The sequence below is a fragment of the Pseudomonas sp. B21-021 genome (assembly GCF_024749205.1).
GTDB classification, from domain to species: Bacteria; Pseudomonadota; Gammaproteobacteria; order Pseudomonadales; family Pseudomonadaceae; genus Aquipseudomonas; species Aquipseudomonas paraglycinae.
In genome coordinates this window covers 2,490,843-2,507,174 of record NZ_CP087192.1, presented here as the reverse complement: position 1 = coordinate 2,507,174, position 16,332 = coordinate 2,490,843, and the positions used below count along the sequence as shown (strand labels likewise).

17 protein-coding genes are annotated in these 16,332 nt (G+C 61.6%); 10 read left to right on the top strand and 7 right to left on the bottom strand.

The annotated features are described in order from the left end of the window. Positions 1-49: 49 nt before the first annotated feature. Together LOY31_RS11210 and LOY31_RS11205 are read right to left on the bottom strand one after the other, a co-directional pair. Positions 50-1,540: an aldehyde dehydrogenase gene (locus LOY31_RS11210; protein ID WP_007957097.1), complete on the bottom strand. Its 1,491-nt coding sequence runs from the start codon at positions 1,538-1,540 to the stop codon at positions 50-52. Positions 1,541-1,719: 179 nt separating this feature from the next. Continuing rightward, positions 1,720-3,096, bottom strand: coding sequence for a glutamine synthetase family protein (locus LOY31_RS11205; RefSeq protein WP_007957099.1), 1,377 nt, complete (start codon positions 3,094-3,096; stop codon positions 1,720-1,722). Between the two features lie 282 nt (positions 3,097-3,378). Here LOY31_RS11205 and LOY31_RS11200 point away from each other — a divergent pair, with 282 nt between their 5' ends. The 5 genes from LOY31_RS11200 to LOY31_RS11180 all read left to right on the top strand — a co-directional run bounded on the left by LOY31_RS11200 (position 3,379) and on the right by LOY31_RS11180 (position 8,461). After that, on the top strand, positions 3,379-4,140 hold the full coding sequence (locus LOY31_RS11200) for a gamma-glutamyl-gamma-aminobutyrate hydrolase family protein (protein WP_007957108.1): 762 nt from the start codon (positions 3,379-3,381) through the stop codon (positions 4,138-4,140). A gap of 219 nt (positions 4,141-4,359) precedes the next feature. Continuing rightward, a complete protein-coding gene (potA, locus tag LOY31_RS11195; protein WP_007957110.1) occupies positions 4,360-5,502 on the top strand; it encodes a polyamine ABC transporter ATP-binding protein in 1,143 nt (380 codons plus the stop codon). Continuing rightward, on the top strand, positions 5,499-6,413 hold the full coding sequence (locus LOY31_RS11190) for an ABC transporter permease subunit (protein ID WP_007957117.1): 915 nt from the start codon (positions 5,499-5,501) through the stop codon (positions 6,411-6,413). The genes potA and LOY31_RS11190 overlap by 4 nt, the downstream gene beginning before the upstream one ends. Continuing rightward, positions 6,410-7,294: an ABC transporter permease subunit gene (locus LOY31_RS11185; RefSeq protein WP_007957119.1), complete on the top strand. Its 885-nt coding sequence runs from the start codon at positions 6,410-6,412 to the stop codon at positions 7,292-7,294. The genes LOY31_RS11190 and LOY31_RS11185 overlap by 4 nt, the downstream gene beginning before the upstream one ends. A gap of 69 nt (positions 7,295-7,363) precedes the next feature. Next, a complete protein-coding gene (locus tag LOY31_RS11180) occupies positions 7,364-8,461 on the top strand; it encodes a polyamine ABC transporter substrate-binding protein (RefSeq protein ID WP_007957121.1) in 1,098 nt (365 codons plus the stop codon). A gap of 260 nt (positions 8,462-8,721) precedes the next feature. Here LOY31_RS11180 and thpR read toward each other — a convergent pair whose 3' ends face one another. Beyond that, on the bottom strand, positions 8,722-9,261 hold the full coding sequence (gene thpR, locus LOY31_RS11175) for an RNA 2',3'-cyclic phosphodiesterase (protein ID WP_258713256.1): 540 nt from the start codon (positions 9,259-9,261) through the stop codon (positions 8,722-8,724). Between the two features lie 107 nt (positions 9,262-9,368). Here thpR and LOY31_RS11170 point away from each other — a divergent pair, with 107 nt between their 5' ends. Next, positions 9,369-9,563, top strand: a complete 195-nt coding sequence (locus LOY31_RS11170) for a hypothetical protein (RefSeq protein ID WP_007957125.1) — start codon at positions 9,369-9,371, stop codon at positions 9,561-9,563. A gap of 37 nt (positions 9,564-9,600) precedes the next feature. Here the strand turns inward: LOY31_RS11170 and LOY31_RS11165 are convergent, their stop codons facing one another. The 3 genes from LOY31_RS11165 to LOY31_RS11155 form a co-directional block, all read right to left on the bottom strand. Continuing rightward, positions 9,601-9,861, bottom strand: a complete 261-nt coding sequence (locus tag LOY31_RS11165) for a hypothetical protein (RefSeq protein WP_258713255.1) — start codon at positions 9,859-9,861, stop codon at positions 9,601-9,603. Between the two features lie 123 nt (positions 9,862-9,984). Continuing rightward, positions 9,985-10,338: a DUF1428 domain-containing protein gene (locus tag LOY31_RS11160; RefSeq protein WP_258713254.1), complete on the bottom strand. Its 354-nt coding sequence runs from the start codon at positions 10,336-10,338 to the stop codon at positions 9,985-9,987. A gap of 2 nt (positions 10,339-10,340) precedes the next feature. Further along, positions 10,341-11,420 (bottom strand): hypothetical protein, encoded by a 1,080-nt coding sequence (locus LOY31_RS11155; RefSeq protein WP_007957129.1) that lies wholly within the window; start codon positions 11,418-11,420, stop codon positions 10,341-10,343. A 223-nt stretch (positions 11,421-11,643) separates the two neighbouring features. Here LOY31_RS11155 and LOY31_RS11150 point away from each other — a divergent pair, with 223 nt between their 5' ends. Continuing rightward, on the top strand, positions 11,644-11,916 hold the full coding sequence (locus LOY31_RS11150) for a hypothetical protein (RefSeq protein WP_085607515.1): 273 nt from the start codon (positions 11,644-11,646) through the stop codon (positions 11,914-11,916). Between the two features lie 43 nt (positions 11,917-11,959). On the opposite strand, the gene LOY31_RS11145 is transcribed toward LOY31_RS11150, so the two are convergent. Then, positions 11,960-12,166, bottom strand: coding sequence for a hypothetical protein (locus tag LOY31_RS11145; protein WP_064382340.1), 207 nt, complete (start codon positions 12,164-12,166; stop codon positions 11,960-11,962). 304 nt (positions 12,167-12,470) lie between these two features. On the opposite strand from LOY31_RS11145, the gene paoA reads away from it, so the two are divergent. Genes paoA through paoC form a run of 3 tightly spaced genes read left to right on the top strand, consistent with a single transcriptional unit; the run spans position 12,471 to position 16,260 of the window. Beyond that, entirely contained in the window at positions 12,471-13,112 is a 642-nt protein-coding gene (gene paoA / locus LOY31_RS11140; RefSeq protein WP_258713253.1) for an aldehyde dehydrogenase iron-sulfur subunit PaoA, read from the top strand. Continuing rightward, positions 13,109-14,065: a xanthine dehydrogenase family protein subunit M gene (locus LOY31_RS11135; protein WP_258713252.1), complete on the top strand. Its 957-nt coding sequence runs from the start codon at positions 13,109-13,111 to the stop codon at positions 14,063-14,065. The genes paoA and LOY31_RS11135 overlap by 4 nt, the downstream gene beginning before the upstream one ends. Beyond that, entirely contained in the window at positions 14,062-16,260 is a 2,199-nt protein-coding gene (gene paoC / locus LOY31_RS11130) for an aldehyde oxidoreductase molybdenum-binding subunit PaoC (protein ID WP_258713251.1), read from the top strand. The genes LOY31_RS11135 and paoC overlap by 4 nt, the downstream gene beginning before the upstream one ends. Positions 16,261-16,332: the final 72 nt, after the last annotated feature.

The following is a 16,332-nucleotide window of genomic DNA, read 5'->3' as shown; positions in this document are numbered from 1 at the left end:
TTTATTCTCCGAGGGTCGCCGGTTGCAGGCGACCACCGCTGTAAAAGAGTCAGAGCTTGATCCAGGTCGCTTTCAGCTCGGTGTACTTGTCGAACGCGTGCAGCGATTTGTCGCGACCGTTGCCCGACTGTTTGAAGCCACCGAACGGCGCGGTCATGTCGCCGCCGTCGTACTGGTTGACCCACACGCTGCCGGCGCGCAGGCCACGGGCGAAGGTGTGGGCCTTGCTCAGGTTGCTGGTCCAGACCCCGGCGGCGAGGCCGAAGATGCTGTCGTTGGCGATGTGCAGCGCTTCTTCAACGGTGTCGAAGGTGATCAGCGACAGCACCGGGCCGAAGATTTCTTCCTTGGCGATGGTCATCGCGTTGGTCACACCGTCGAAAATCGTCGGCTCGATGTAGGTGCCGCCGGTTTCTTCGAGGGTGCGTCGGCCGCCGGCGATCAGCTCGGCGCCCTGCTCCCGGCCGATGCTGATATAGCGCAGCACGTTGTCCAGTTGACGCTGATCGACCACGGCGCCGACGGTGGTCGCCGGATCCAGTGCGTGGCCCGGTTTCCACGCTTGCAGCGCTTCCACCAGCAGCGGGATGAATTGCTCGCGGATCGAACGCTCCACCAGCAGGCGCGAGCCGGCGGTGCAGACTTCGCCCTGGTTGAACGCAATGGCGCCGGCCGCCGCTTGTGCTGCCGCGCGCAAGTCCGGTGCGTCGGCAAACACCACGTTCGGGCTCTTGCCCCCAGCTTCGAGCCAGACGCGTTTCATGTTGCTTTGGCCGGCATAAATCATCAGTTGCTTGGCAATCGCGGTGGAGCCGGTGAAGGCCAGCACGTCGACGTCCATGTGCAGCGCCAGCGCCTTGCCGACGGTGTGGCCGAAGCCTGGCAAGACGTTGAACACGCCTTTCGGAATGCCGGCATCCAGCGCCAGTTGGGCGATGCGGATCGCGGTCAGCGGCGATTTTTCCGAAGGTTTGAGGATGAACGAGTTACCCGCCGCCAGGGCCGGGGCGAATTTCCAGCTGGCCATGATCAGCGGGAAGTTCCACGGCACGATCGCAGCAACTACGCCGGACGGTTCGCGGGTGACCAGACCGAGTTGATCGTGCGGGGTGGCGGCGACTTCGTCGTAGATCTTGTCGATGGCTTCGGCGCTCCAGCGGATCGCGTTGGCGGTCGCCGGGATGTCGATGCTCATCGAGTCGCTGATCGGCTTGCCCATGTCGAGGGTTTCGAGCAGCGCCAGTTCTTCCTGGTGTTGCAGGATCAGATCGGCGAAGCGGATCAGGATGCGCTTGCGCTCGGCCGGGGCCTTGTTGGCCCACACGCCGGAGTTGAAGGATTGGCGCGCGGCTTCGACGGCCAGGTTGGCGTCGGCTTCATCGGTGCTGGCGACGGAGGCCAGGAAACGGCCGTCGACGGGGCTCAGGCATTCGAAGGTCTCGCCGCTGATGGCCGGGCGATATTCGCCGTTGATGAAAGCGCGGGATTCGAGGGTCAGGGACTGGAAGCGTTGTTCCCAGTCGTTGCGGGTCATGGTCATGGGGGTGACTCACACATAAGAATTAGTGACCGATATCCCTGTGGGGGCGACGGTGCGACGATTCGACTTGCTCGCGAATACGGTGGGTCAGTCACCTTCAATGTTGAAGGTGATGGCCTCTTCGCGGGCAAGCCCGCTCCCACAGGGTTTTGCGGTGTTAGCGAGATAGCGCTTGAGCGTCAGACGGTATGCAGATACCAGTTGTACTCAAGGTCAGAGATCGAGTTCTCGAACTCGGCCAGCTCGCTTTCCTTGCACGCGACGAACACGTCGATGTACATCGGGTCGATGTAGCGGGCCATGACTTCGCTGTCGTCCAGCTCACGCAGGGCGTCGCGCAGGTTGTTCGGCAGGCTCTGTTCGTTCTGCTCGTAGCTGTTGCCTTCGACCGGGGCGCCCGGCTCGATTTCGTTGGTCAGGCCGTGGTGGATACCGGCCAGCACGGAAGCCATCAGCAGGTACGGGTTGGCGTCGGCACCGGCGACACGGTGTTCAATGCGCACGGCGTCAGGCGAACCGGTCGGCACGCGGACGGCCACGGTGCGGTTGTCGATGCCCCAGCTCGGCGAGTTCGGCACGTAGAACTGTGCGCCGAAGCGGCGGTACGAGTTGACGTTCGGGCACAGGAAGGCCATTTGCGCAGGCAGGGTCTCCAGCACACCGCCGATCGCGTGACGTAGCGCGGCGTTCTGCTCGGGATCCTCGCTGGCGAAGATGTTGTTGCCTTCTTTGTCCAGGATCGAAATGTGTACGTGCAGACCGTTGCCCGCTTGGCCCGGATATGGCTTGGCCATGAAGGTGGTGTCCATCTCGTGGTCGTAGGCGATGTTCTTCACCAGACGCTTGAGCAGGACGGCGTAGTCGCACGCCTTGATCGGATCGGAGACGTGGTGCAGGTTGACTTCGAACTGCGCCGGGGCGCTTTCCTTGACGATGGCGTCGGCAGGAATGCCCTGCTCTTTCGCGCCTTCGAGGATGTCTTGCAGGCAGTCGACATACTCGTCGAGGTCGTCGATCAGATAGACCTGGGTCGACACCGGACGCTTGCCCGAAACCGGCGAACGCGGCGATTGCGGACGGCCGTTCACGTTGTCCTGGTCTATCAGGTAGAACTCGAGTTCGAACGCGGCGCAGATGGTCAGGCCCATTTCGTCGAACTTGCGCACCACGTTGGCCAACACTTCACGCGGGTCGGCAAAGAACGGCTCGCCTTCCAGTTCGTGCATGGTCATCAGCAGTTGTGCGGTCGGGCGCTTCTGCCAAGGCTCGATGCTCAGGGTGCCCGGGATCGGGTAGCAGATACGGTCGGAGTCGCCGATGTCCAGGCCCAGACCGGTGCTTTCCACCGTGGAGCCATTGATGTCGAGGGCAAAGAGCGAGGCCGGCAGATTGATGCCTTTCTCGTAAACCTTATGAAGACTGGTGCGCTCGATGCGCTTGCCGCGCACCACACCGTTCATGTCTGCAATCAGAAGGTCGACGTACAAAACCTCAGGATGTTTCTTAAGGAATGCGTTTGCTTCGTTGAGTTGAACGGCACGCAGAGGGACCGACATGATGCACCTATTTAGCTGTTAATTATTATGTTCACTGCTGTTTCGCCGAGCCAGTCAACCCGAACGGCAAAGTGAAGTCAATAGCGAACACAGGGCCGCTCAGCGTTTATTTTTCGGGCTTTTTTTAACACTCTCGTGCCAATGCAGGCGCCAGAGCCCCGGTCTTGATGAAGATTTGATGAACGGCGTTTAGAATTTTTTACATGGGAGTTGTTAATTAAAATCAACGAGGCTAAGCTCCGGAAAAGCTCGTTCAAGTGTCAAACTTCGAGGTGAATAAAAATGGCATTCAAGCCATTGATCGGCGTTACTGCGTGCGTCAAACAGATTGGCCTGCACCCCTATCACATCAGCGGCGACAAGTACGTTCGCGCTGTCAGCGTTGCGGCGCTGGGGTTGCCCGTCGTCATTCCTTCCCTTGGCAAACTGACTGAAATCGAAGACCTGCTGGGTCAGCTCGACGGTCTGTTGCTGACCGGCTCGCCGTCCAACGTGGAACCTTTCCACTATCAGGGCCCGGACAGCGCTCCCGGCACGGATCACGATCCGGCGCGGGATGCCACCACCCTTCCTCTATTGCGTGCAGCCATCGCGGCGGGCGTTCCGGTACTCGGCATTTGCCGCGGCTTCCAGGAAATGAACGTGGCGTTCGGCGGCAGCCTGCACCAGAAGGTGCATGAGCTGCCGGGCATGCTCGATCACCGCGAAGCCGACAGCCCGGATGTCGCCGTGCAGTACGCCCCGGCCCATGCCGTGACGGTGCTGGCCGGTGGCGTATTCGAAGCGCTGGAGCTGCCGGGTGAATTCCAGGTCAACTCGATTCACAGTCAGGGCATCGACCGCCTCGCTCCCGGCCTGCGCGCCGAAGCCGTGGCGCCGGACGGCCTGATCGAGGCGGTCTCGGTGGAGCACAGCCCGACCTTCGCCCTCGGCGTGCAATGGCACCCCGAATGGCAAGTGCTGGACAACCCGAACTACCTGCGGATTTTCCAGGCGTTCGGCGAGGCTTGCCGCCAGCGTGCGGCGCGACGCAACCAGCGCTGACGCCACCCAACGATTGCAAAACCATTTACTGCCCCCGCGGGGTCGGCGGCTGCGCGTTTGCGCATCCGTCATCCGCGATCAGCAACACACCGCGAAAACAAAAAGCACCACCCGGCAGCCAGGACGGCGGCGCCGAACAACCCGCACGGTGCGGGTCTGCAATCCACTCTTAAGCCAGGCCGCGTTGGCCCGGCGACTGAAACCTGTTGGGAGTTTCACATGGCAAACGCCTCCAGCACTTACAGGAAGGCTCTTGAAGGTCATCAGCAACCGAAAAAGGTTCTGGTGAAGGTCGATCGAGTCACCAAGAAGTTCGACGAAACCACTGCGGTGGACGATGTGTCCCTGGAGATCCATCAGGGCGAAATCTTCGCCCTGCTCGGCGGCTCCGGCTCGGGCAAATCGACCCTGCTGCGCATGCTCGCCGGTTTCGAACGGCCGACTGAAGGACGCATTCTGCTCGACGGTGTCGACATCACCGACATGCCGCCGTACGAGCGGCCGATCAACATGATGTTCCAGTCCTACGCCCTGTTCCCGCACATGACTGTTGCGCAGAACATCGCCTTCGGCCTCAAGCAGGACCGTTTGCCGGCCAGCGAAATCGACGCCCGCGTCGAAGAAATGCTGCGCCTCGTCCACATGACCCAATACGCCAAGCGTCGCCCGCATCAACTGTCCGGCGGCCAGCGTCAGCGCGTGGCCCTCGCCCGCTCCCTGGCCAAGCGTCCGAAGCTGTTGCTGCTCGACGAACCGATGGGCGCGCTGGATAAAAAGCTGCGTTCGCAAATGCAGCTTGAGCTGGTGGAAATCATCGAACGCGTCGGCGTGACCTGCGTGATGGTGACCCACGACCAGGAAGAGGCCATGACCATGGCCGAGCGCATCGCGATCATGCACCTGGGCTGGATCGCCCAGATCGGCAGCCCGGTCGACATCTATGAGGCGCCGGTCAGCCGCATGGTCTGCGAATTCATCGGCAACGTGAACGCCTTCGACGGCACCGTGGTCGAGGACCTTGAAGGCCACGCGATCATCCACAGCCCGGACTTGCAGCAAAAGATCTACGTCGGTCATGGCGTCAGCACTTCGGTGCAGGACAAGTCGATCACCTACGCGATCCGCCCGGAAAAAATGCTCGTCAGCACGATCAAGCCGGAGACCCGCTACAACTGGTCCGAAGGCAAGGTGCATGACATCGCCTACCTCGGCGGTCACTCGGTGTTCTACGTCGAATTGCCGAGCGGCAAGATCGTCCAGTCGTTCATGGCCAACGCCGAACGCCGTGGCGCGCGTCCGACCTGGGACGACAAGGTCTACGTCTGGTGGGAAGACGACAGCGGCGTGGTACTGCGCTCATGAGAACCTTCAATCAGCAATTCCTGCGCCTGGTGCCCAGCGGGCGAAAGTTCGTCATCGGCATCCCGTTCATCTGGCTGTTCCTGTTCTTCATGCTGCCGTTCTTTTTGGTGATGAAGATCAGCTTCTCGGAAGCTGCGCTGTCGATCCCGCCGTACTCGGAGATCTACACCTACGCCGAACAGAAATTCCAGCTGTTCCTGAACATCGGCAACTACACCATGCTCGGCGAAGACGAGCTGTACCTGTCGGCCTACCTCGGTTCGCTGAAGGTGGCGCTGCTCAGTACGCTGATGTGTCTGGTGATCGGTTTCCCGATGGCCTACGCGATCACCAAGACCGGCAAGGAAACGCAAAACGTCCTGCTGCTGTTGATCATGATGCCGACCTGGACCGCGATCCTGATCCGCGTTTACGCGTGGATGGGCATCCTCAGCAACAACGGTCTGCTCAATGCGTTCCTGATGTGGACCGGGCTCACCGATCACCCGATCGAGATCCTCAACACCAACACGGCCGTGTATATCGGCGTTGTCTACGCCTACCTGCCGTTCATGGTGCTGCCGCTCTACGCCAACCTGGTGAAGCACGACGGCAGCCTGCTGGAAGCCGCGCAGGATCTGGGTTCGAGCAACTTCAACAACTTCTGGAAAATCACTGTGCCGCTGGCCAAGAACGGCATCATCGCCGGCTGCATGCTGGTGTTCATTCCGGTGGTGGGCGAGTTCGTGATCCCGGAACTGCTGGGCGGCCCGGAGACCCTGATGATTGGTCGCGTGCTGTGGCAAGAGTTCTTCAATAACCGCGACTGGCCGGTGGCGTCTGCCCTGGCGGTGGTGATGCTGTTGATCCTGATTGTGCCGATTCTGCTGTTCAACCGCAGCCAGGCCAAAGAGATGGAGGCACGGGGATGAAACGCTTCGGTTTTGCAAAGTTCATGTTGATCTTCGGCCTGACGTTCATTTATCTGCCGATGCTGATTCTGGTGATCTACTCGTTCAACGCATCCAAACTGGTGACGGTCTGGGGCGGCTGGTCGGTGAAGTGGTATGTCGGGCTGCTCGACAACACCCAATTGATGGGCTCGGTGGTGCGCTCGCTGGAAATCGCCTGCTACACCGCGATCGCCGCCGTGGCGCTGGGCACCCTCGCCGCCTTCGTGCTGACCCGCGTAACGCGCTTCAAGGGTCGTACGCTGTTCGGTGGTCTGGTCACCGCGCCGCTGGTGATGCCTGAGGTGATCACCGGTCTGTCGCTGTTGCTGCTGTTCGTGGCGATGGCGCAACTGATCGGCTGGCCGCAGGAGCGTGGCATCGTCACGATCTGGATCGCCCACACCACGTTTTGTGCCGCTTATGTGGCGGTGGTAGTCTCCGCCCGCTTGCGCGAGCTGGACCTGTCGATCGAAGAAGCGGCGATGGATCTGGGCGCGAAACCGTTCAAGGTGTTTTTCCTGATCACCATTCCGATGATCGCGCCGTCGCTGGCGGCGGGCGGCATGATGTCGTTCGCCCTGTCGCTGGACGATCTGGTGCTGGCGAGCTTCGTGTCCGGCCCGGGTTCCACCACCCTGCCGATGGAAGTGTTCTCGGCCGTGCGTCTGGGTGTGAAGCCCGAGATCAACGCCGTGGCCAGCCTGATTCTGCTGGCGGTGTCGCTGGTGACCTTCCTGGTCTGGTACTTCGGCCGCAAGGCAGAAGCCAACCGCAAGCGTGCGATTCAGGAAGCGATGGATCAAACCGCCAACGAATCGTGGCAGCAACCGCAACCTCAACGAGTGGCAGCGACGGCCTAGGGCCGTCGCGTTTTACGGCTTTGCGCTTTTGCTTAAAAGCTTTTGAATAAAAAGAATGGAGTTTCACCGATGAAAATGTTTGGCAGGACTCTGCTGACACTGTCCTTATTGGGCGCAATCGCCACGGGCGCCCAGGCCAACGACAAGGTGCTGCGCGTTTACAACTGGTCGGATTACATCGCTCCGGACACCGTCAAGAAGTTCGAGGACGAGACCGGCATCCGCGTGACCTACGATGTGTTCGACAGCAATGAAACCCTCGAAGCGCGTCTGCTCGCGGGTAAATCCGGCTACGACATCGTGGTGCCGTCCAACAGTTTCCTGGCCAAGCAGATCAAGGCCGGGGTCTATCAGACCCTGGACAAATCGAAGCTGCCAAACTGGAAAAACCTCAACCCGGTGCTGCTGAAAAACGCCTCCGCCAGTGATCCGGACAACGCCCACGCGTTCCCGTACATGTGGGGCTCGATCGGCATCGGCTTCAACCCGGACAAGGTCCGCGAAGTACTCGGCAAGAATGCGCCGACCAACTCCTGGGACCTGCTGTTCAAACCGGAGAACGCCGAGAAGCTGAAGGCTTGCGGTATCAGCTTCCTCGACTCGCCGACCGAAATGCTCCCGGCCGCCCTGCACTACCTGGGCTATCCGGTGAATGACAAGGACGTGAAGCACATCGCCGAAGCTGAAGCGCTGTTCATGAAGATCCGGCCGTCGGTGGCGTACTTCCATTCGTCCAAGTACATCTCCGATCTGGCCAACGGCAACATCTGCGTCGCGGTCGGTTACTCGGGTGATGTGCTGCAGGCCAAGGCCCGCGCGGTGGAATCGGGCAACAAGGTCGAGATCGACTACAGCATTCCCAAGGAAGGCGCCGGCAGTTTCTACGACATGGTCGCCATCCCTCGCGATGCCGCCAACGTCGAGAACGCCTACCTGTTCATGAACTTCCTGATGCGCCCGGACATCATCGCCGAAGTCACCAACAGCATCGGTTACAGCAACGCCAACGAAGCGGCGACGCCGCTGGTGGACGAAGCGATCCGCAACGACCCGGGCTCGTACCCGCCGCAAGCGGTGATGGCCACGCTGTATGCGGTGCCGGATCAGCCGATTGCCACGCAACGGATCATGACCCGGGGCTGGACACGCGTGAAACTCGGCAAATAAACCTGAAGTACTCGCGGTGATCGTTCCCACGCTCCGCGTGGGAATGCCTCAATGGACGCTCTGCGTCCGCTTTGGGACGCGGAGCGTCCCGGGCTGCATTCCCACGCAGAGCGTGGGAACGATCAGGCAGTCAGCGATCAGAATCACAAGTTTCCGTTCATGCAGCGCCTTACCACCGCTGCCCCCTGCTCTGAACGGCCTCACCTGGCTTCCTCGGTTCAGGTGAATTCAGGCGCCCTTGGGCGCCTTTTTTTGTGGGCTCAGATCAGTGGCCAGTCGGCCAGCGAGCGATAGCGGCCCTTGTGGGATTCGAACAGCGCAAAGCGTTCCGCCCGCAGAAAGAACTCCGGCGGCGTGGCGGATTCCGGTTCCGGCGCGCGATAGTCCCGGGCCAATGTCAGGTGCGGGCGATACTCGCGCGTCGCCTCTTCAAACCCGAACGGCAACATTGCCTGCTCCAGCGCATACACCAGCCGCAACAATCCCTGCGGTGCCTGCTCCGGCGCCAGCGACAACACCCCGGCACGTCGCCAGACCTGCAACCGATCCAGCGAAATCCTCAGCGCCTCACCCGGCGTACGCACCTTCGCCGCCGCCTCACAGACTTCGCCAATCTGCGCCAACGGCACCGCGCCGAGAAACAGCAGCGTCAGGTGAAAGTTGTCCGCCGGCACCGGTTTGCCGGTGCGCAAACCCAGTTCGCTGCGCCACTGGGCAATCGCCTTGCGCTGCGCCAGCGGGCAGTCCAGGGCGAAGAACAGCCGCTTGAACGGTTGATCCCCGCGCGTTTCGTCCGTCATGGCCACGCTCCTTCGTTCGTCGAGATCCCTGGATTCTACACGCCCGTTTCTGGCGACTCTCGGCATGGGGTTTATAGTTCAACGATTGCCATCAACCGGAGGACGTCATGCGCGAGATCCTCAGCAAAGAACCCTGGTGGGCCCGACCGCCGAATCCCGGACAGGATGAGAGCGAACTGGAATGGGGCTGGCTGGTGCATTACAGCGAAGGTGAGCCGCGTTTCGAATTCGTCCGCGAGCGGCCGACGGACGAGCAGATCCGCAACCGCAAAGGCTGCCGGATCACCCCGTCGGCGGAGTGATCCGGTTAATACGATTACGGAAATCGCTCTAATTGCTTCAATACCTGCTTGGATGTTTTGAAAGAGTGCCATCCTCCTCTAAGAAATGCTTGGGCACTCCATGTTCGAGATTTAAATCAACGCTGCTGATGTCAGCGTAAGCAAAGGCCTTATCTTTGCCATAAGTAACCCAGTCAATCGTGATACTTGTTCCACCTACACTTTTTAGCGTGCCGCTGTGGGCCGCGCCGCTGGCATCTCTAACGATAATAGAGGTGCCAGCAGTAACGTTTACAAACGAACTTTGTGAATACGACATCATCATTGCTCCATCAGTGATATGAAGTCGAATCCTGCAACATTCGCATCCATTCGCAACCTGTAAAAAATGACAGTCCTTTATACTGGTTCGCTATTAAAGCTCTGGCTTTGTACATCATGTTCAAGATTCCAATAAATACTTGAAGCCACCGTAAACCATCCGCTGCCCATCAAACGGCATCGGATTGACGTCCGGTTGCATGCGCGGGTCTTCCATCATTTTCGCCATGCCGGCGTCGCGGGTGGCCTTGTCCGGCCAGACCAGCCAGCCCGCCGATACGGTTTCGCCTTCCTTGAGTTTCACCGCCATCGGGAATGAGGTGACCTTGCCGTCCGGCACGTCATCGCCCCAGCCCTGAATCACCTCCAGAGCGCCGTATTCCTTGAACAGCTTCGCGGCGATTTCGCAGTGTTTTTTGTACTGTTCGCGATTGGCATTCGGCACGGGCGCCACGAACACATCGATGTAAGCCATGATCATTCTCCTTGCAGGGTGGGTTCGATCTGCTGAGTAGTCGACTCGGGCGGCCGCCATTCGACACGGTTGACGCCCAACCCGACCGACGGCTCATCCCGCCCGCCCAGATTGCCCTCGACCTGCGCCGCCATGTGCAGCGTGCCGGCCATCACGCCGGTGGTCGGGTTCTGCACCAGTTTCAACCAGGCCTTGTCGAAGGTGTTGCCCAGGCTGCTGCGGATCAGGGCTTCGCTGTCGGGGCGGTCATTGGCCTGAATGATCGCGCGGATGCCCGCAACACCGACCGAAATCAGCGCCCCGGCCAGTTTGCCGGCCGCTGCCGCCACCGCGCTCGCGGCGCCGCGCGGGGCCATTTCCGCCTCCATGCGCTGACTGGCGCGCTTGGCCACCGGCGCCATCGCCGTATCGGTCGAGGCCACGCCTTTCGAGCCGCCGTCGGTATGGATCTTGTCGATCAGCGCGGCGTAGGCCGGCAGCGTGTTCAACGGCTGCGTGCTGACAACCTGGTACAACGAGGCGTCCCGGGCTGGCGGCGGGCCAAGGGCGATGGCGGGGATTTTCTGCAACCGCCCGTTGAGCTGGGCGATGGGCACGCCGTGGCGCTGGGCGATGACCGGCATCTGCTGCGCCATCAGCTGCGCGTAGAACGCGGTGGACTGGCCGAGGATCGCATCCGGGTCGATCTCCACCGCCACCGGCGCCAGCACCCGTTCCTGATATTGCTCCAGCAGATAGGCCGCCAGACGTTTGGCCGAGGCATCCTGCTCACCGCTGGCGCTGATCGTGTACCAGCTGACCTTCATCGACAGCCATTCCTGGGTCCAGTAACTGCTGAACCACGGGATGAAATTTTCTTCAGTTTGCTCATAGACCCGAATGCGCCAATGTTCCATCGAGCCACGGGCGAATAGCTTGACCTGCTCGGTGGCCTGCTTCGAGGCGCTGACGATTTCCCGGTCGATCTGCTGCCAGGTGGCCGGCGAGACCACCACTGCCGGCGCGGTCACCGGGGCCCGCGCCGTGGTGGCGCAGCCGGCCAGCAACACCAGTGCGGCGACGAGCAGCGCACGCAGGTTCACGGTGGCGGTCCTTATCTGTTCCTCGGTCGCAAGACCGGAAGAATCCGGGGGAGATGACATGAGTATAGGTGCGTGCGGTGCGCCGTTTATCCGCTGGTCAGGGCTGCGTCAGTCCAACCATCAATGGCGTCGATATTCACCATCGCGACGATTGCCTTCCGCCGACCGCTCGTCAAAGGCACGATTAACCCATCCGAAACACACAGCACGAGGAGTTCACATCATGATCAGTACCGTCACCCTCGCCGTGAGTTTCCCGGTCTTCGGCAGCAACTACTACGATCAGCACGCCGTGTCGCGCAAGACCCAGGCGCTGGTGTTCGACGAAGCCTTCGAAGATCTGTTGATGCCCGCCGCCAGCAATCATTTCAGCAATGAAGTGGTCGGCCTCAACGATCAGTTCCGTTTTCTGAGCGACATTCTCGCCACCCATTTGCTGGACATCGAGGCCTCTGTGCCTGCGCGATCCAGCGTCCGGGCGAGCGCTCATTTTTAATGCCAGAGGGCGTTCCCGTCGGGGAACGCCCTCTTCGTTTCAATCAGTCATCATCCCGGTCGCGGTGATAACGACGCCCGTCGCGGCGGTCGTCGTCGCGGTCGTCCCAGCGCCGGTCATGATCGTAGTAACGGCCATGATCGCGGTCGTAATGCCGGCCATGGCGATGGTCATCATCGAAATCCGCCACACAGCCGCCCAGCAGTACGGCGGCGGAAACAGTCAGCAGCAGGCTTGTTGCACGCATCATTCAGAATTTCCCTAAAACCAAGGTCTTGACGTCGGAAACGGTCAGCGCGGGTGCGCGCTGGCGCAGATACGACCGGGGAAAAAGGCTTTGATTCAGTGGCCATCAACGACCGTTCATCGCCCTGCTTGCCGCGTCCTTCCCGTCCATCCGGTGGCTGTTTGATGGCTTTGACTTGGGCGAAATCCGACAAAACCTTTTCCTCCCCCCTGCGGTCACTCCTAGAACAGACCAAGACTGGCTACCACGCCGGCGTGCCCTGGCGGGTCATTTGCAACCTGCCGACCTGATCAGAGGAAGCCCAGCCATGAACGACCATCCGCCGTTGGCGATTTCCCGACGCCGTTTCCTGATTCTCGGGGCCGTGACCGCGACTGCATTCGCGATGCCGCCCTTCATCAGCCTCAAGGCCTACGCGGCCACTCTGGAGCAACCGGCCATGGCCAAAGTGACGCTTGAAGTCAACGGCAAGCCGCAGACGCTGGAGATCGACACCCGCACCACCCTGCTCGATGCCCTGCGCGAACACCTGCACCTGACCGGTAGCAAAAAGGGCTGCGACCACGGCCAGTGCGGCGCCTGCACGGTGATCGTCGATGGCCGGCGAATCAATTCCTGCCTGACCCTGGCGGTAATGCAGGACGGCGCCAAAGTCACCACCATCGAAGGCCTAGGCATGCCGGACCACCTGCATCCGATGCAGGCGGCGTTCATCAAGCATGACAGTTACCAGTGCGGCTACTGCACGCCGGGGCAGATCTGTTCGGCGGTGGCGGTGCTTCAGGAAATCCGCGACGGCATCCCCAGCCACGCCAGCCCCAGCCTCACCGAACCGCCGCAACTGATCGCCAGCGAATTGCAGGAGCGCATGAGCGGCAACATCTGCCGCTGCGGTGCCTACTCGAACATCATCGAAGCCATCAGCGAAGTCGCGGAGGTGCCAGCATGAGAGTGTTCAATTACAGCCGCGCCGACTCCCCTGCCGCTGCTGCTGCCCAAGCCGCGCAAATCGAAGGGGCACGTTTCATCGCCGGCGGCACCAACCTGCTGGACTTGATGAAACTCGACATCGAAACGCCCCAGCAGCTGATAGACGTCAATCACTTGGGCCTCGACCAGATCGAAGCCACCGACGACGGCGGCTTGCGCATCGGCGCACTGGTGCGCAACACCGATCTGGCCGCCGACAGCCGCGTCCGGAAAGACTACGCGCTGCTCGCTCGCGCCCTGCTAGCCGGTGCATCGGGCCAGTTGCGCAACATGGCGACCACCGCCGGCAATCTGCTCCAGCGCACGCGCTGCCCGTATTTCTACGACACGAATCAGGCCTGCAACAAACGCAATCCCGGCAGTGGCTGCGCGGCGATTGGTGGTGTCAGTCGACAACTCGGCATCATCGGCGTCAGCGACGCCTGCATCGCGACTCATCCGAGTGACATGGCGATCGCGATGCGTGCGCTGGATGCCCAGGTGGAAACGCTCAAGGCCGATGGCAGCACCCGGCGCATCGCCATGGCGGATTTCCATCAATTGCCCGGCACCACGCCGAATGTCGAAACCAGCCTGACACCGGGCGAGCTGATCACCGCCGTCACCCTGCCCGCGCCGCTGGGCGGCACTCATGTCTATCACAAGGTGCGCGACCGCTCGTCGTACGCCTTCGCCCTGGTTTCCGTCGGCCTGATCCTGCAGAAGGATGGCAGCGGTCGCATCGCGGTCGGCGGTATCGCGCCGAAACCCTGGCGGGTCGAAGCGGCGGAAGCGCTGTTGCCGCAAGGCGCGAAAGCCGTCAGCGCGCGCCTGCTCGACGGCGCCACGCCCACCCCGGACAACCAGTTCAAAGTGACGCTGGTCGAGCGCACGATTGCCTCGGTGCTGGCCCAAGCGAGGAACGAAGCATGAAATTCGACACGCCCGCCACGACCAACCCGATTGATCAGCTGAACGTCATCGGCAAACCCACCGACCGCATCGAGGGCCCGCTGAAGACCAGCGGCCAGGCGCCTTACGCCTACGAGCAACATGAAGCGGTCAAGAATCAGGCCTATGGCGTGATGGTCGGTTCGGCCATTGCCAAGGGTCGCATCACCCGCATCGATCTGGAGGCCGCCCGCGCCGCGCCGGGGGTGCTTACCATCGTCACCGCCGCCAATGCCGGCAAGCTCGGCAAAGGCCAATACAACGCCGCACACCTGCTGGCCGGGCCGCAAGTGCAGCACTATCACCAGGCAGTAGCGCTGGTGGTCGCCGAGACGTTCGAACAGGCGCGGGCCGCTGCGCAATTGGTCAACGTCGAATACACGCAAGACAAAGGCCAGTTTGATCTGGCCAGCGTGCGCGATCAGGGCGTGGAACCGAAAGACGAACTGCCGGACGTCAACCACGGCGATTTCGCCAGCGCTTTTGCCGCCGCGCCCGTGCAGTTCGACCAGACCTACACCACGCCGGATCAATCCCACGCGATGATGGAGCCCCACGCGACACTTGCCGCCTGGAAAGGCGATCACGTGACGCTCTGGACCTCCAACCAGATGATCGCCTGGAGCGTCGGCGACATCGCCACCACCCTCGGCCTGCCCAAGGAAAACGTGCGGTTGATCTCGCCGTACATTGGCGGCGGATTCGGCGGCAAGCTGTTCATTCGTACCGACGCGATCCTCGCCGCCATTGGCGCACGTCTGGCGAACCGACCCGTGAAGGTCGCCCTCGCCCGCCCGCAGATCGCCAACAACACCACCCACCGCCCCGCCACCATCCAGCGCATCCGCATGGGCGCCACGGCGGACGGCAAACTCACCGCCATCGCCCACGAAGGCTGGTCGGGCAACCTCGCCGACGGCAAGGTCGAAGTCGCGGCGCAGCCAAGTCAGTTGCTCTACGCCGCAGAAAATCGCTTGGTGAGCATGCGCCTGGCGCCGCTGGATCTGCCCGAAGGCAACGCCATGCGCGCACCCGGTGAAACGCCGGGGCTGATGGCGCTGGAGATCGCCATGGACGAGATGGCGGAACAGCTCAAACTCGATCCGATCCAGTTCCGCATCCTTAACGACACGCAGGTCGATCCGGTGAAAACCGAGCGGCCATTCTCCCAGCGGCGACTGATCGAATGCCTGCAAACCGGCGCCGAACACTTTGGCTGGGATAAGCGCAACGCAACGCCCGGCAGTCGTCGCGAAGGTCGCTGGCTGATCGGCATGGGCGTCGCGGCGGCGATTCGCAACAACCTGCTGGTGAAGTCCGGCGCGCGAGTGCGGCTGGAGCGCGACGGCAAGATCACCGTCGAAACCGACATGACGGACATCGGCACCGGCAGCTACACGATCATTGCCCAGACCGCCGCCGAAGTGATGGGCGTGCGTCTCGACGATGTGGCTGTGCATTTGGGCGATTCGAACTTTCCGGTGTCGTCCGGCTCCGGCGGCCAGTTCGGCGCCAACTGCTCGACCGCCGGGGTCTACGCGGCGTGCATGAAACTGCGCGAAGCGGTCACGGCCAAACTGGGCATGAAAGGAGGTGAAGCGCAGTTCGCCGATGGCCACGTGCGACTAGGCAGCAAGAACGTGCCGTTACGTGAGGCCGCGCAACATGCCGCAATCGAAGTCGAGGACAGCATCGAATTCGCCGACCTCGCCAAGCAGTACCAGCAATCGACCTTCGGCGCGCACTTCGTCGAAGTCGCCGTCGATGCCGCCACCGGCGAAGTCCGCGTAAGGCGCATGCTCGCGGTCTGTGCCGCCGGGCGGATTCTCAATCCGAAATCGGCCCGCAGCCAGGTGATCGGCGCGATGACCATGGGCGTCGGTGCGGCGTTGATGGAAGAGCTTTCGGTGGACAGGCGCCAGGGATTTTTCGTCAACCATGACCTGGCGGGCTACGAAGTGCCGGTGCATGCCGACATCCCGCATCAGGAGGTGATTTTCCTCGATGAAACCGACCCGATTTCATCGCCGATGAAAGCCAAAGGGGTCGGTGAGCTGGGGATTTGCGGCGTGAGTGCGGCGGTGGCGAATGCGATCTACAACGCCACGGGCGCGCGGGTGCGGGAGTATCCGATTACCCTCGACAAGGTTCTGGATGCGTTGCCTGAGATGATCTGAAACCGAATGAAAAACGCCCGGCGTGAGCCGGGCGTTTTTGTGCCTGAGACGGCATGGCACCTGCGGTTGCTG